14 protein-coding genes are annotated in these 13,892 nt (G+C 66.5%); 7 read left to right on the forward strand and 7 right to left on the reverse strand.

What is annotated here, in order from left to right; all coding sequences use genetic code 11:
* Window positions 1-84: 84 nt before the first annotated feature.
* The 3 genes from C8J47_RS10335 to C8J47_RS10345 all read right to left on the reverse strand — a co-directional run bounded on the left by C8J47_RS10335 (window position 85) and on the right by C8J47_RS10345 (window position 1,078).
* Window positions 85-342 carry a GlsB/YeaQ/YmgE family stress response membrane protein gene (locus C8J47_RS10335; protein ID WP_056055026.1) on the reverse strand — a complete coding sequence of 86 codons (258 nt, stop codon included), beginning with the start codon at window positions 340-342 and terminating at the stop codon, window positions 85-87.
* 93 nt (window positions 343-435) lie between these two features.
* Window positions 436-735 carry a DUF1153 domain-containing protein gene (locus C8J47_RS10340; RefSeq protein WP_056055024.1) on the reverse strand — a complete coding sequence of 100 codons (300 nt, stop codon included), beginning with the start codon at window positions 733-735 and terminating at the stop codon, window positions 436-438.
* A gap of 103 nt (window positions 736-838) precedes the next feature.
* Window positions 839-1,078: a hypothetical protein gene (locus C8J47_RS10345; protein WP_231420839.1), complete on the reverse strand. Its 240-nt coding sequence runs from the start codon at window positions 1,076-1,078 to the stop codon at window positions 839-841.
* A gap of 183 nt (window positions 1,079-1,261) precedes the next feature.
* Here C8J47_RS10345 and mnmA point away from each other — a divergent pair, with 183 nt between their 5' ends.
* Window positions 1,262-2,371 (forward strand): tRNA 2-thiouridine(34) synthase MnmA, encoded by a 1,110-nt coding sequence (gene mnmA, locus C8J47_RS10350; RefSeq protein WP_121885849.1) that lies wholly within the window; start codon window positions 1,262-1,264, stop codon window positions 2,369-2,371.
* Window positions 2,372-2,385: 14 nt separating this feature from the next.
* Window positions 2,386-2,634 (forward strand): UvrB/UvrC motif-containing protein, encoded by a 249-nt coding sequence (locus C8J47_RS10355; RefSeq protein WP_056061094.1) that lies wholly within the window; start codon window positions 2,386-2,388, stop codon window positions 2,632-2,634.
* A 114-nt stretch (window positions 2,635-2,748) separates the two neighbouring features.
* Here C8J47_RS10355 and C8J47_RS10360 read toward each other — a convergent pair whose 3' ends face one another.
* Genes C8J47_RS10360 through pdxH form a run of 3 tightly spaced genes read right to left on the reverse strand, consistent with a single transcriptional unit; the run spans window position 2,749 to window position 5,073 of the window.
* Complete coding sequence (locus tag C8J47_RS10360; RefSeq protein WP_121885595.1) at window positions 2,749-3,540, reverse strand: PhzF family phenazine biosynthesis protein; 792 nt, start codon at window positions 3,538-3,540, stop codon at window positions 2,749-2,751.
* A gap of 10 nt (window positions 3,541-3,550) precedes the next feature.
* Complete coding sequence (locus tag C8J47_RS10365) at window positions 3,551-4,498, reverse strand: cation diffusion facilitator family transporter (protein ID WP_056055013.1); 948 nt, start codon at window positions 4,496-4,498, stop codon at window positions 3,551-3,553.
* On the reverse strand, window positions 4,495-5,073 hold the full coding sequence (gene pdxH, locus C8J47_RS10370; RefSeq protein ID WP_121885850.1) for a pyridoxamine 5'-phosphate oxidase: 579 nt from the start codon (window positions 5,071-5,073) through the stop codon (window positions 4,495-4,497). Before pdxH ends, C8J47_RS10365 begins: the two co-directional genes overlap by 4 nt.
* Window positions 5,074-5,183: 110 nt before the next feature.
* On the opposite strand from pdxH, the gene C8J47_RS10375 reads away from it, so the two are divergent.
* The 4 genes from C8J47_RS10375 to C8J47_RS10390 all read left to right on the forward strand — a co-directional run bounded on the left by C8J47_RS10375 (window position 5,184) and on the right by C8J47_RS10390 (window position 12,576).
* The gene (locus C8J47_RS10375) at window positions 5,184-6,065 is read left to right on the forward strand and encodes a Ku protein (RefSeq protein WP_121885596.1); all 882 of its coding nucleotides are present in this window, start codon (window positions 5,184-5,186) and stop codon (window positions 6,063-6,065) included.
* A 111-nt stretch (window positions 6,066-6,176) separates the two neighbouring features.
* Complete coding sequence (gene ligD, locus C8J47_RS10380; RefSeq protein ID WP_121885851.1) at window positions 6,177-8,690, forward strand: DNA ligase D; 2,514 nt, start codon at window positions 6,177-6,179, stop codon at window positions 8,688-8,690.
* A gap of 378 nt (window positions 8,691-9,068) precedes the next feature.
* Window positions 9,069-11,507, forward strand: coding sequence for a circularly permuted type 2 ATP-grasp protein (locus C8J47_RS10385; protein WP_121885852.1), 2,439 nt, complete (start codon window positions 9,069-9,071; stop codon window positions 11,505-11,507).
* Window positions 11,508-11,682: 175 nt separating this feature from the next.
* Complete coding sequence (locus C8J47_RS10390) at window positions 11,683-12,576, forward strand: transglutaminase family protein (protein WP_121885597.1); 894 nt, start codon at window positions 11,683-11,685, stop codon at window positions 12,574-12,576.
* A 115-nt stretch (window positions 12,577-12,691) separates the two neighbouring features.
* On the opposite strand, the gene C8J47_RS19180 is transcribed toward C8J47_RS10390, so the two are convergent.
* Window positions 12,692-12,832: a hypothetical protein gene (locus C8J47_RS19180; protein ID WP_181321287.1), complete on the reverse strand. Its 141-nt coding sequence runs from the start codon at window positions 12,830-12,832 to the stop codon at window positions 12,692-12,694.
* 94 nt (window positions 12,833-12,926) lie between these two features.
* Between C8J47_RS19180 and C8J47_RS10400 the strand changes: the two genes are divergently transcribed.
* The gene (locus C8J47_RS10400) at window positions 12,927-13,865 is read left to right on the forward strand and encodes a DnaJ C-terminal domain-containing protein (RefSeq protein WP_082471017.1); all 939 of its coding nucleotides are present in this window, start codon (window positions 12,927-12,929) and stop codon (window positions 13,863-13,865) included.
* Window positions 13,866-13,892: the final 27 nt, after the last annotated feature.

A 13,892-nucleotide genomic window follows, 5' to 3' on the forward strand; every position in this document is an offset into this window, starting at 1 on the left:
GACCGATCCGACGACGATCGCCCACGAAAAAGGGCCGCCCGGTTGCCCGGACGGCCCTTTCGTTTCGCGTGACGAGAGCGAAGTTTAGCGAACGCTGCCGCGACGGACGAGGTTCACGATCGCGAGCAGGATGACGGCACCCACCAGCGACACGAGGAACGAGGTCAGCGTCAGCGGTGCGCTGTTGATCGACCCACCCGACAGGATCAGGCCGCCGATGAACGCGCCGACGATGCCGACGACGATGTTCAGCAGGATGCCCTGCTGCGCGTCGGTGCGCATGATCATGCTAGCGATCCAGCCGATGACGCCGCCGATGATCAGCCAAAGAATGAGACCCATTGTATTTCCCTCCGTTTATCCCGTTGCCGGGGCGATGGCGGAAAGACGTGCGAGCGGCGATATTTGTTCCGCCCGCGTTTTGAGTTTTGCCGCTCAATACTTCTGCTGGCGCTCGTACAGCGATTTATAGTGCTGGATGCGGGTAACGCGCAGGCCGGGCATCCCCGAGCGATCGATCGCCCGCTGCCAGCTGGCGAACTCCTCGACGGTCAAGCCGTAGCGGGCGCAGACGTCGTCGACGCTGAGCAGCCCGCCATTCACCGCGGCAACCACCTCGGCCTTGCGCCGCACCACCCACCGCGTAGTGCCGGGCGGCGGCAGCGTGTCCAGCGTGAGTTGCTCGCCAAGCGGCCCGATGACCTTGCCGGGACGGATTTTCTGGTTCTCGATCATTTGAAACCTCTGATCGGGGCGGGGGGCCCCCTCTCGATACGCACACGCGAAAGATAGTCGCTAGATTTGAAGATCGGCTGAAACGCCGCAGTAAACAGCATCTTCATTCGTCCTTCCACCGGATTAAGGCCTTTGCCATCGGACCGTTGAAGGCCCCATGGAGCGGCGCGAACAGCGTCGCATCGACAGTCGTTCGCACGAACCCCGCCTGCACCGCCGCCGTCGGACTCGCCGCCTGGCGGGCGGCGATGCCGACGATCAGGACAGCAAGCTCACCGGGAAGAACGGTAAGCTCGGCATCGCGATCGAAACGGGAGAAACTCAGGTCCAACGGGATACTCACGACAACGTCTGGGAAGCCCGATGTAGCGCAAGGGGGTGAATGGACCGTAAAACGTCGTGAAAGACTTCGTGAACCTGTCGCTTTTTTCCAATCGCTGGTCGCGTTTTCCGTTCGCTTCACCCTGATCCACGTCAACCGCCGCATCTTTTTGCAACCGCACGCCGTCGCGCTTATGTGATGGCGATGGATCAGACCGATTTTCAGCTCGGGCCAGTAATGGCCGGAAAGCGCATCGTCGTGGCGATGTCGGGGGGCGTCGACAGCTCGGTCGTCGCCGCGCTCGCGCATGCCACCGGCGCCGAAACGATCGGCGTGACGTTGCAGCTGTACGATCACGGCGAGGCGGTCGGCCGCGCGGGATCGTGCTGCGCCGGCCGCGACATCCGCGACGCCCGCGCGGTGTGCGACCGACTCGGCATCGCGCACTACGTATTCGATCACGAGACGAGCTTTCGCGAGCAGGTCGTCGACAAGTTCGCCGACGAATACCTCGCCGGCCGCACGCCGATCCCGTGCGTCCAGTGCAACATGGGGCCGAAGTTCACCGACCTGCTGAAGCTCGCGCGCGATCTCGGCGCGGATTGCCTGGCGACCGGGCATTATGTCCGGCGAGTCGAAGGCGTACATGGTGCCGAACTTCACCGCGGGGCGGATCCGGCGCGCGACCAGAGTTATTTCCTGTTCGCGACCACGCAGACGCAGCTCGACTATCTGCGTTTTCCTTTGGGCGGGCTACCCAAGGCGCGCGTGCGAGAGATCGCGGCCGAACTCGGGCTCGGCGTCGCGGCCAAGCCGGACAGCCAGGATATCTGCTTCGTGCCGGATGGCGATTATGCCGGGCTCGTGAAGAAGCTGCGGCCCGAGGCGGCGGAGACCGCGGGCGATATCGTCGATCTGGGGGGCACGAAGCTTGGCGAACATCGCGGGCTTATCCACTTCACCGTTGGCCAGCGGCGCGGGCTGGAGATCGGCGGCAGTCCCGAGCCGCTCTATGTCGTGCGAGTGGAGCCCGCCACGAAGCGAGTGGTCGTCGGTCCGCGGCGTGCGCTCGCGGTCGAGGCTGCCCGGATGACCGACATCAACTGGTTAGGCGGCGACTTCACCGGACCGCTGACCGCCAAGGTGCGGTCGATGGCGAAGCCCGTCCCCGCCCGTCTGGTCGGCGACCGCGTGGTGTTCGATGCGCCCGAATACGGCGTTGCGCCGGGTCAGGCCGCGGTGCTGTATGCGGGCGAGCGCGTGCTCGGCGGCGGCTGGATCGCGGAAACCGAAGCGGCACTCGTCGCCGCCTGACGCGTTGGAGTGGCATGGATATCGAAGATCTACGCCGCCAGATGGAAGCCGCCGCCGCGGCGATGGATTTCGAGACCGCGGGAAAGTTGCGCGATCAGATCAGCGTGTTGCGGGGCGGTGGCGAAGTGGCGGACACGGCTGGTCTGACCCGCCAGCAGCCGGGGGCGATGGGGCTTGGCACCAGCCAGCAGCGGATGACGCCACCGCCCGGCTGGGTAAAGCCAAAGAAGCCCGATCCGATGACCAAGGGGCGGAAACGCTAGGGTCCCCTCCCCCACGCCATCCTGACGAAAGTCAGGATCCAGGGTAACAACCGGCGACGTTCGTGGCTCTGGATCCTGACTTTCGTCAGGATGACGGAGGTATTTTGGCTGCGTTTACGGCAGCAGGAACGTGCCTTCGATCGTCGTCACGCACGATCCGCCCAACACCACCCGGTCGCCGTCGAGGCGGCACGTCAGTTTCCCGCCACGCGCGCTCGCCTGATACGCGGTGAAGCTGTTCCCCAAAGTGGGCGCCCAATACGGCACCATCACCGCGTGCGCCGCACCCGTCACAGGATCCTCGTTGATAGCGTAATACGGCGTGAACACACGGCTCACGATGTCGGCCGCCTCGCCCCGCGCCGCGACGATCGCGACGATGGGGAGTTTCGCCAGCGCCGCGAAGTCCGGCTTCAACTCGCGCACCACGGCCTCGTCGTCGACGATCACGAGCGCATAGCCCTTCTCGTGCCACAACGTCTCGACGGGCTCGGCGACGTTCAGCGCCGCGACGATCTCCGGGATCGCCTTCGGGCTCGGTCCCCATGCCGGCAACTTGAGCGTGTAGCCGCTGTCCGCCCGAGCGACCTCGAGCATCCCCGCCTGCCGCGTCCGGAACCGCACCCGGTCGAGCGCGGTGTCCGACGACAACACGAAATGCCCGCTCGCCAACGTCGCATGACCACACAAGGCCACCTCTGCCCCCGGCGTGAACCAGCGAAGGTCGAAATCGACGCCCTCGTCGTCCGACGCGACGATGAACGCGGTCTCGCTGAGGTTGTTCTCCTGCGCGATGTTCAGCAGCACGGCGTCGTCGAGCCACGCCGACAGCGGCATCACCGCCGCCTGGTTGCCGCCGAACGGCGTGTCGGAAAACGCATCGATCTGCGCGAACGGTATTCTCATGCCTGAATCCTTAAACCCGCTTGCCGAACCAATGCGGCGTCACGTCCGCTTCGACCAGCGGATTGTCGGTGTCGACATGTCCCTCGGGATCGAGATGGATCAGTACCTCGACCTTGGGGAACGCGGTGCGGAGATTGCGCTCGACCGCCTCGACGATGTCGTGCGCGTGTTCCACGGTCAGGTCGCGCGCGACCTCCATGTGGAACTGCGCGAAGTCGTGGCTGCCCGAGCGTCGCGTGCGGAAATCGTGGATGCCGCGGATGCCGGGCTGGCGCGCCGCCACGTCGAGAAACTGCGTGCGCAGATCTTCGGGCCATTCCTTGTCCATCAGCTGGTCGATCGCGTTCGACGACGCCTGGAACGCGCCCCAGGCGAGCCACAACGCGATGACGATGCCGAAGATCGGATCCGCGCCGCTCCACCCGACATATTGATCGAGCACGAGCGCGACGATCACCGATCCGTTGAGCAGCACGTCGGACTGGTAGTGGACGTTGTCCGCCAGAATCGCGACCGAGCCCGTCTGGCGGATTATGCGGCGCTGATAGGAAAGCAGGAACACCGTTGCGACGATCGCAATCACCGACACGCCGATGCCGAAATCGGCGCCGGTGGTCGGCTGCGGATCGCCGAACGCCAGGATCGCGCGCCACGCGATACCGACCGCCGACGCGGTGATCAGCATGACCTGGAACAGCGCGGCGAGCGCCTCCGCCTTGCCGTGGCCGAAGCGGTGGTCGTGGTCGGCCGGCGTCGCCGCGAGCCGCACGCCGTACAGCGTGACCAGCGACGCGAGCAGGTCGAGCGCGGTATCGGCGAGCGAGCCGAGCATCGCGACGGAGCCTGTCGACCACGCCGCAAAGCCCTTCAGCAGCAGCAGGAAACACGCCATCGCGACGCTGGCGAGCGCCGCGCGGGTTGCGAGAGGTATGACCCTGCGCCGTTCGTCCTGCGTCATGGGAACAACAACCCTTCGCTCCAGTTGCCGCCTTCGCGCGTGAACAGCCGCCGTTCGTGGAGCCGATGCGCACGGTCCTGCCAGAACTCGATCCGCGTCGGCGTGACACGGTAGCCACCCCAATGCGGCGGCCTGGGCACGTCCTGCCCGTCGAACTTCGCGGTCATTTCGGCAAAGCGCTGCTCGAACGTCTCGCGACTGTCGAGCGGGCGCGATTGCTCCGACGCCCAGGCGCCAAGCTGCGAATCACGACCACGCGAGGCGAAATAGGCGTCCGACTCTTCGTCCGTCGCCCATGATACCGGGCCCTCGATGCGGATCTGACGGCGCAGCGACTTCCAATGGAACAGCAGTGCGCCCTGCGGATTGGCGGCGAGCTCGCCTGCCTTGCGACTTTCGCGGTTGGTATAGATCACGAAACCGTCGGGGCCGTGGCCTTTCAACAGCACCATGCGCACCGAAGGCCGCCCCTCGGCATCCGCCGTCGCGAGCGCGACCGCATTCGGGTCGTTCGGCTCGGACTGCTTGGCTTCGGCGTACCAGCTATCGAACAGTGTGAAGGGATCGTCTGACATGCCGCGCGCCATAGCGGGATTTGAGGCGGAACGAAACTTTGGAACGACTCCACCTCGCCGATGATTGATCCAGGTAATCGAATCGTTTCCGCAACGAAGGAACACGCAAGGTGGCAGCGCGCGCGTATTGGCAGGGACAGATTCGGCTGGCCCTCGTCTCGATCCCGGTCGAAATCTATTCCGCGACGAAATCCGGCGCGGCGGTGTCGTTCAAGCAGATCCACGAGCCGTCGGGCCAGCCGATCCATTACGACAAGGTCGTCACCGGCGTCGGGCCGGTCGATGCCGACGAGATCATGAAGGGGTACGAGGTCTCGAAGGGCGAATACGTGCTGCTTGAGCAGGACGAGATCGACGCGGTGAAGCTCGAGTCGAAGAAGACGCTGGAGCTGACCCAGTTCGTCGACGCGAGCGAGATCGACGTGCTGTATTACGAGAAGCCGTATTTCGTGGTGCCTGCCGACGATCTCGCGGAGGAGGCGTTCATCGTTCTGCGCGAGGCGTTGAAGCGGACGAAGAAGGTCGGGCTCGGCCAGCTCGCGATGCGCGGGCGCGAATATGTCGTGAGCCTCAAGCCGTGCGGACGCGGGATGGTGCTGGAGACGCTGCGCTACGCCGATGAGGTCCACAAGGCGCAAGGGTATTTCCGCGAGATCCCCGACGACAAGCCGTCCGAGGAACTGCTCGAACTCGCCGAGGCGCTGATCGAAAAGCGCAGCGCGGACTTCCATCCGCAGGAATTCCACGATCGCTATGTCGACGCGCTGAAGGACCTGATCGAACGCAAGCGCAAGTCGAACGGTAAGAAGATCATCGAGGACAAGGATACGGGCGGGAAGACGGGATCGAACGTGGTCGATTTGATGGCTGCGTTGAAGAAGTCGATGGAGAAGAGTGGGGGGACTGCGGAGAAGGCGCCGGCGAAGAAGGCCCCCGCCAAGCGCGCGCCGGCAAAGACGGCGGCCAAAGCGCCAGCCAAAAAACGTGCTTAAGCTCCCATCCCTGAAAGGGAGGGGTTGGGAGTGGGTCGCTCACCGTAATAGCGCCCCGCCCGCCAAGCGGCCGACCCACCCCCGGCCCCTCCCTTCCAGGGAGGGGTGAAGATGGTCAACGATCCCCTCGCTCTCTACAATGCCAAGCGGAACTTCACGAAAACCGCCGAACCCGCGGGCACGCTAGCCCCCGGCAACGGCAACAGCTTCATGGTCCAGAAGCACGACGCGACCCGCCTCCATTGGGACTTCCGCTTGGAGATCGACGGCGTCCTTAAAAGCTGGGCCGTCACCCGTGGTCCTAGCCTCGACCCCAACGAGAAACGCCTCGCCGTCCGCACCGAAGATCACCCGCTGAGCTACGCCACCTTTGAAGGTACGATCCCGGCGGGCGAGTATGGCGGCGGCACGGTGATGCTGTGGGACCGCGGCACCTGGTCGCCGATCAAGGGCAAGTCCGCCAAGGATCTCGACAAGGGCCATCTCCACTTCGTCCTCGATGGCGAGCGGATGAAGGGCGAATGGCTGCTGATCCGCCTGAAGCCCCGCGCGAAGGAGAAGCGCGAGAACTGGCTGCTGCGGAAGATCGACGATGCCGCGGCCGGCGGCACCGACACGCTGGTCGAGGAAGCGCTGACGAGCGTCTCGACCGGCCGCACGATGGTGGAGATCGAGGAGGGCAAATCCTCCCCGGCACGGGGAGGGGGACCAGCGAAGCTGGTGGAGGGGGCGGGCCGCAAGAGTACCGCCAGCCGTAAAGGTGTCGCCAGCGCCAAGCCCCCCTTCACCACCGCGAAAGGTCCCGGCGGTCCCCCTCCCCGTGCCGGGGAGGAATTTCGGGACCTACAACTCTGCACCCTCGTCGACGCCGTCCCCACCGGCTCCGCTTGGCTCCACGAAGTGAAATACGACGGCTACCGTGCACTGATCTCCGTCGCCAACGGCAAGGCCAAGGTCTTCACCCGCACCGGCCTCGACTGGACCGACAAGTTCGCCGCGATCGCCGACGCCGCCGCGCAGCTCCCCGTAAAATCCGCGCTGATCGACGGAGAGATCGTCGCGTTCAAGGACGGCCACCCCGATTTCTCGACGCTGAAGGACGCGATCTCCGCGGGCGGCGACATGACGCTGTTCGCGTTCGACCTGCTCGAACTCGACGGCGAAGACCTTACCGGCCTCTCCAATCTCGACCGCAAGGCGCGGCTGCAGCCGCTGATCCCCGAGAACGAGGACCGTCTCCGCTACTCCGACCACGTGATCGGCGCAGGCGAGCAACTGTTCGAGACGATGTGCCGCGAAGGCCTCGAAGGCATCGTCTCGAAACGCGCCGACGCGCCGTATGCGGGCAAGCGGACCAAGGCGTGGCTCAAGGTCAAATGCACGCACCGCCAGGAATTCGTGATCGTCGGCTGGCTGCCGTCGGACAAGAAACGCGGCTTCAAGTCGCTGTTGCTCGGCGTCCGCGAGGGCAAAGGCTATCGGTATGCGGGGAAGGTCGGCACCGGGTTCGACCAGGCGTTGATGGACGAGATCCGCGACAAGCTCGACGCGCTCGACCGCAAGACGCCGACGGTCGAAGCCCCCAAGGCAGCGGTCCGCGGCGCGAAATGGGTGACGCCGAAACTGGTCGCGGAGGTCGCCTTTGCCGAAGTCACCCCCGACGGCGTGCTGCGCCATTCGAGCTTCATCGGCCTGCGCGAGGACAAGGCGGCGAAGGACGTCGTCGCCGAGACCCCTGCCCCGCTGCCAGACGCCCGGCCCGAGACGAGCATCAAGGTCAGCAGCCGCGACCGCGTGATCTTCGACAGGTCGGACGTCACCAAGGGCGATCTCGCCGATTATTACGTCGCGGTCTCGGGGATCATGCTCCCGGTTGCAGGCAATCGCCCGATCAGCCTCGTCCGCTGCCCCCAGGGCCGCTCGCGCGCGTGCTTCTTCCAGAAACACGACGCGGGGAGCTTCGGCGACGCGGTGCATCAGGTGCCGATCCGCGAGAAGGACGGCTCGACCGAGGACTATCTGTACGTCGACGATGCCGACGGGCTGGTCGCGTGCGTGCAGATGGGGACGATCGAGTTCCACGGCTGGGGATCGTCGAACGCGACCTTGGAGAAGCCGGACCGGCTGATATTCGATCTCGACCCGGACGAGGGGCTCGACTTCGGCGACACCAAGAAGGCGGCCGAACATCTGAAAAACCAGCTCGCCGAACTCGGGCTGGTCAGCTTCCCGATGCTCTCGGGCGGCAAGGGCGTGCACGTGGTCGTGCCGCTGACGCCGGACGCGGAATGGCCGGCGGTGAAGGACTTCGCCGATCGCTTCGCGCGGGCGATGGCGGGGGCGGATCCCGACCGCTTCGTCGCGACAATGGCGAAGGCCAAGCGGAAGGGGCGGATCTTCATCGACTGGCTGCGCAACCAGCGCGGGGCGACCGCGGTGATGCCGTATTCGGCGCGGGCGAGAGCGGGGGCGCCGGTGGCGGCACCGGTGTCTTGGACCGAGTTGCGGGATATCGAGACGGCCGCGAGATGGGGTGTGCGGGATGGGGCGGAGTTGATCGCGCGGGCTGGGTCGCGGGCGCTGGCGGGTTGGGGTGTGGCGGATCAGGTGCTGCCGGATCTTTGAGCCATTCCCCCTCCCCACAACCACAACCATAACCACCCCGGCGAAGGCCGGGGCCCAATTGGCAAGGTGGTGGTAACGGAGCGATGCTCTTCATTATCGCCGTCCCCCAATTGGGCCCCGGCCTTCGCCGGGGTGGTGGTTTTTGGAGGCGACAGTTTGCCCCCTTACTGTTCCCTCGCGAACGCGGGGGTCCAGGGTAACTGCACGCAGCGCTTGGGATTCCTGGGGCCCCGCGTTCGCGAGGGAACAAGAGTAAGGTATGACCCGAAGCGACAATTTATGTTGCACCGCCGCGTCGAAAGGTGAAACACCGCCGCCTGTATTCGGGGGCTTGAGGCATTGGACACGGCGACGCACACCGCGCCCCTTTTCGACGCGATGATCCATGCCGAGCGCTGGATCGCCGACTATTGCGCGCGCACCACTGGCGCCGACGTGCTCTGCAAGGACGCCGACCCCGCCTGGGCGGCGATGTTCGCCGAGCTCGCGATGGTCGCCTCGGACGACCTCGGCCACATCCGCGAACGCGTCCAGCGGCATGCGGTCGACATTGGCACCGGCTTCCGCATCGCCGACGAACCCGACGAGCGCCCCTGGCCGGTCTCGCCCGTACCCTTGCTGATCGAGGCCGGCGAATGGTCCGGCATCGAGCGCGGCGTGATCGAGCGCGCGACGTTGATGGAGACGGTGATCGCCGACCTCTACGGCGAGGGAAAGCTGGTCGCGGAGGGCCATATCCCCGCCGCGCTGGTCACCGGCAGCCCGTTCTTCCTGCGACCGATGGTCGGGCTCGACCCGCCCGGCGGCAGGCACCTCGATTTCATCGCGATCGATCTCGGTCGCGGGCCGACCGGCGAGTGGCGCGTGCTCGCCGATCACCTCCGCGCACCCGCTGGTGCGGGGTACGCGCTGGAGAACCGCATCGCCGTCAGCCGCACGCTCGGCGGTTTGCAGGATCGGCTCAACGTCCAGCGCCACGCGCCGTTCTTCGCAGCCTTCCGCGCCGGGATCGCGGCGATGTGCAAGCGGACCGACCCGCGGATCGGGCTGCTCACCCCCGGCCGGTTCAACCCGAGTTATCCCGAGCAAGCGCACCTCGCGCGCTATCTCGGGCTGTTGCTGGTCGAGGGCGCCGATCTCGCCGCGCTGGAGGACAAGGTCTATGTCCGCACCATCGGCGGGCTCAAGCGGATCGATGCGCTGTGGCGGCGGCTCGACCCGCGACTGCTCGATCCGCTGGCGTTCGACACGCATTCGCAGATCGGCGTGCCCGGGCTGATCGACGCGTACGCGGCCGGCAACGTTGTGCTATCGAACGCGCCGGGCTCGGCCGTGCTGGAGGCGCCGGCGTTCTCCGCGTTCCTCCCGCAGCTTGCGAAGTCGCTGCTCGGCGAGGACCTGCTGCTCCCCAACATCGCGACGTGGTGGTGCGGGCAGGACGGCGCGCGGGCGCAGGTCGAGGCGAATTTCGATCGCCTGCTGATCGGTCCGGCGTTCCATTCGCGCCCTCTCGGCATGACCGGCGGCCCGGTCACGGGGGCCGACATCACCGGCGAGGACCGGACGCGTCTGCTTGCCGACATGGCGAATCGGCCGCAGGATTATGTCGGGCAGGAACTGGTCCAGCTCTCGACGATGCCGGTCGTGGTCGGCGATGCGCTGGTCCCCCGCCCCTTCACCCTGCGCGTGTTCGCAGCGCGTAACGGCGACGGCGAATGGACCGTCCTCCCCGGCGGATTCGCGCGGATCGGCGAGCATCCCGACGCGCGGGCGGCGGTGATGGGCGAAGGCATCTGGTCCGCGGACGTCTGCATCTATGGCGCCGAGCCGGTCGCGCCGGTGTCGCTGCTGACCGCCGCGGACTCACTCCAGGTGCGGCGCAATCCGGGGACGTTGCCGAGCCGGGTGGCGGACAATTTCTACTGGCTCGGGCGCTATCTGGAGCGGGGTGAGGCTCTGCTCGGCGCGATCCGGGTGATGCTTGGCAATTCGATCGACGTCGACGGGGGTGCCGTGCTGTCGCCCACTACGGTGGGCAAGCTGGTCGGGCTGATCGTCGGGGCGGGTAGCGCGCCGCACCCGCCGAGCTTGCGCCGCGCCGACCTGACCGCGCTCGCGCGGACCGCGATGGAGGATGAGCGCTGGCAGTCGATCCTGACGCTCAACCGCCACGCGCGCGAGATCGGCGAAGGCTCGCGCGATCGCTTGTCGGCGGACATGGTGCGGTTGCTCGAGGCGCCCTTCCCGACGCATCGCGGGATGCTGGAGCGGGCCGGGTCGCTGCAACGGCGGTACGCGGCGATCGCGGGGCTATCGGCGGAGCATATGGGGCGGACGGCGGCGTGGCGTTTCCACGATCTCGGGCGGCGGATTGAGCGGGCGATGGCGATGGCGCGGGCGATCCGGTTGTTCGGGATGCCGGGGGCGTCGCCGGACGATCTGTCGGTGCTGCTCGACCTTGCCGACAGCCAGATCAGTTATCGCCAGCGCTATCCGACCGGGATCGCGCGCGTGCCGGTGATGGATCTGGTGGCGCTCGATCCAGGCAATCCGCGCAGCCTCGCGTTTTCGGCGGAGCGGATCGCGGCGCGACTGGCGGAGTTGCCGGTGCTGAGCGACGACGAAATGGCGGAGCCGCAACAGGCGCAGGCGACCGGGCTGCAGGCGATCGTGATGACCGCGACCGCGGCGGAACTGAATGCGGAGACGCTGGGGGATATCGAGCGGCGTCTCGGCGCGGTGTCGGATGCGCTGGCGCGGCGGTATTTCCTGCAAGGGGCCGAGCCGTTGCGGACTAGCGGGCTGACGTTGGCGTGAGGGTGGGCGTGACTGTGCGCGGCCTACTCCCTCTCCCCTCCGGGGAGAGGGTCGGGGTGAGGGGCAGCCAAGCAATGCTGCGCCTGGAACAGCCCCTCACCCCAGCCCTCTCCCCGGAGGGGAGAGGGGGCAAGAAGAGAGCGTCCCTCTCAGCTACGGGCATCGGTTTGCGGTCATGATCTACGATATTCGCCACGTTACGACGTTCGATTATGGCGCGAGCGTGAAGTTTGCGCGGTGCAATCTGCGGTTGAAGCCGATCGACTGGCCGGGGCAGCATCTGGATAGCTATGCGCTGTCGGTGCATCCGGCCGGGCGTACCAGCACGGCGCGGGCGGAGGCGGGGCTGGCCAACGTGACGCGATTGGTCGTCGACAGCCCGGTTCGCCACCTGACGATCGAGAGCCGGTCGCGGATGACGGTGGACCGCCTCGTGCCCGTGCCCGATGCCAGCGATCCGACGCTAGGCGAGATAGCGGCGATGGCGCGGGCGAGCACCGATCTCTCCGCGGCGAGCCCGGCGAATTACATCTATCCCTCGCCGCTGATCCCGCTCGACCAGGCGATCGCGGACTATTGCGCGGTCGATCTCGATCCTTCGCGGGGGGCGCTGGAGGCCGGGATCACGCTCGCGCGCCGGATCCAGGTTGAGTTCGAGTTCGACGCCGACGCGACGCTCGTCGATACGACGCCGCACGAGGCGTTCCTCCAGCGCAAGGGCGTGTGCCAGGATTTTGCGCAGATCATGATCACAGGGCTACGCGCGGCGGGGCTGCCTGCGGCGTATGCGTCGGGGTATATCCGGACGATCCCGCCCGAGGGTCAGCCGCGGCTGGTCGGGGCGGATGCGACGCATGCCTGGGTGCTGCTGTGGTGCGGGCCGGTGCGCGGCTGGGTCGGGGTCGATCCGACCAACGGGATCTGGATGGCGAGCGATCACATCGTGATGGCGGTTGGGCGGGATTATGCCGAGATCGCGCCGGTCGACGGGGTGGTGCTCGGGTCGGGGGCGCAGAACATGGATGTTAGTGTCGACGTTGCGCCGTTGGAGGATACCCAACTCTCCTAACCCACTCCGTCACCCCGGACCTGTTCCGGGGTCCACCGTTCCGCGTACTCAGCTTTCCCGATTGTGCGGAACCGTGGATGCCGGAACGAGCCCGGCATGACCGAATGGGTGGATCTTACTTCTCGTCGTGCGGGTTCGGATACGAGCCGCCGCCACTCTCGCCGCCCTTGTCCTTGGCCGGCGCGTTGTTCACGCCGTCCTTCTCCTTCGCACCGTCGTCGTTCTTGGGCACGCCCTGCATCGGTTGTTTGGTCATGATCGTTCCTCTCGTGCAACCAAACACCCCGCGCGCAATTGCGTTGCGGACGCGCTCGCCCCACATAGACGCGCAAGTTAGAATGGGGACCTAAGTGGCCGATCCGTACAAGACTCTGGGTGTAGCGCGCGACGCGACCGAAGCCGACATCAAGAAGGCGTACCGCAAGCTCGCGAAGGAGCTTCATCCCGATCGCAACAAGGACAATCCGAAGGCGTCGGAGCGGTTCAGCACGGTCACCAACGCGTACGACCTGCTGAACGACAAGGACAAGCGCGCGCGGTTCGATCGCGGCGAGATCGACGGCGACGGAAATCCCGCGTCGCCGTTCGGGTTCGGCGGTGGCGGCGGCGGGCGACCGCAGCCCGGCGGCGGCTTCCGCAGCGAGGGCTATGAGAGCGGCGCCGGCGGGGCCGACATGAGCGACATCTTCGAAGGGCTGTTCGGCGGCGCGCAGCGTGGCGGCGGCGGCGGGTTCTCCGGCGGCTTCGGTCGGCGCCCGCAGCCCAAGGGCGAGAATGCCGCGTATCGCCTGCAGGTCCCGTTCGTCGAGGCGGCCACGCTAGAGCCGCAGCGCGTGACGCTCGCAGACGGCAAGACGCTCGATCTCAAGCTCCCTGCCGGGGTCGAGACCGGCACGCAGATGAAGCTCGCCGGCAAGGGCGAGCAGGGTCCGGGCGGCGCAGGCGATGCGATCCTGACGATCGAGGTCCAGCCGCACAAGTTCTTCACGCGCGACGGCGACGATGTCCGCCTCGACCTGCCGATCACGCTCGCCGAAGCGGTGCTGGGCGGTTCGGTCAAGGCGCCGACGGTCGACAAGCCGGTGATGCTGACGATTCCGAAGGGCACGACGTCGGGCAAGACGCTGCGCCTCAAGGGCAAGGGTTTCCACAAGAAGGGCGGCACGCGGGGCGACCAGTTGGTCACGCTGATGATCGACATTCCGGCGAGCGATGCGGCACTGACCGCGTTCGTCGAAAGCTGGGATGGGCGCAACGCGGGGAACCCTCGGGGGGCCATGGGCGTCTGAACGCCTTGTGAATGATAATACCCTAAC

The sequence above is a fragment of the Sphingomonas sp. PP-F2F-G114-C0414 genome, assembly GCF_003688595.1.
Taxonomy (GTDB): domain Bacteria; phylum Pseudomonadota; class Alphaproteobacteria; order Sphingomonadales; family Sphingomonadaceae; genus Sphingomonas.

Coding starts and splice junctions, on each gene's coding strand:
- C8J47_RS19180 (WP_181321287.1), bottom strand. CDS start 12,832: ATGACCAAACAACCGATGCAGGGCGTGCCCAAGAACGACGACGGTGCG.
- ligD (WP_121885851.1), top strand. CDS start 6,177: ATGGTCAACGATCCCCTCGCTCTCTACAATGCCAAGCGGAACTTCACG.
- C8J47_RS10390 (WP_121885597.1), top strand. CDS start 11,683: ATGATCTACGATATTCGCCACGTTACGACGTTCGATTATGGCGCGAGC.
- mnmA (WP_121885849.1), top strand. CDS start 1,262: ATGGATCAGACCGATTTTCAGCTCGGGCCAGTAATGGCCGGAAAGCGC.
- C8J47_RS10385 (WP_121885852.1), top strand. CDS start 9,069: ATGATCCATGCCGAGCGCTGGATCGCCGACTATTGCGCGCGCACCACT.
- C8J47_RS10365 (WP_056055013.1), bottom strand. CDS start 4,498: ATGACGCAGGACGAACGGCGCAGGGTCATACCTCTCGCAACCCGCGCG.
- pdxH (WP_121885850.1), bottom strand. CDS start 5,073: ATGTCAGACGATCCCTTCACACTGTTCGATAGCTGGTACGCCGAAGCC.
- C8J47_RS10340 (WP_056055024.1), bottom strand. CDS start 735: ATGATCGAGAACCAGAAAATCCGTCCCGGCAAGGTCATCGGGCCGCTT.
- C8J47_RS10335 (WP_056055026.1), bottom strand. CDS start 342: ATGGGTCTCATTCTTTGGCTGATCATCGGCGGCGTCATCGGCTGGATC.
- C8J47_RS10360 (WP_121885595.1), bottom strand. CDS start 3,540: ATGAGAATACCGTTCGCGCAGATCGATGCGTTTTCCGACACGCCGTTC.
- C8J47_RS10355 (WP_056061094.1), top strand. CDS start 2,386: ATGGATATCGAAGATCTACGCCGCCAGATGGAAGCCGCCGCCGCGGCG.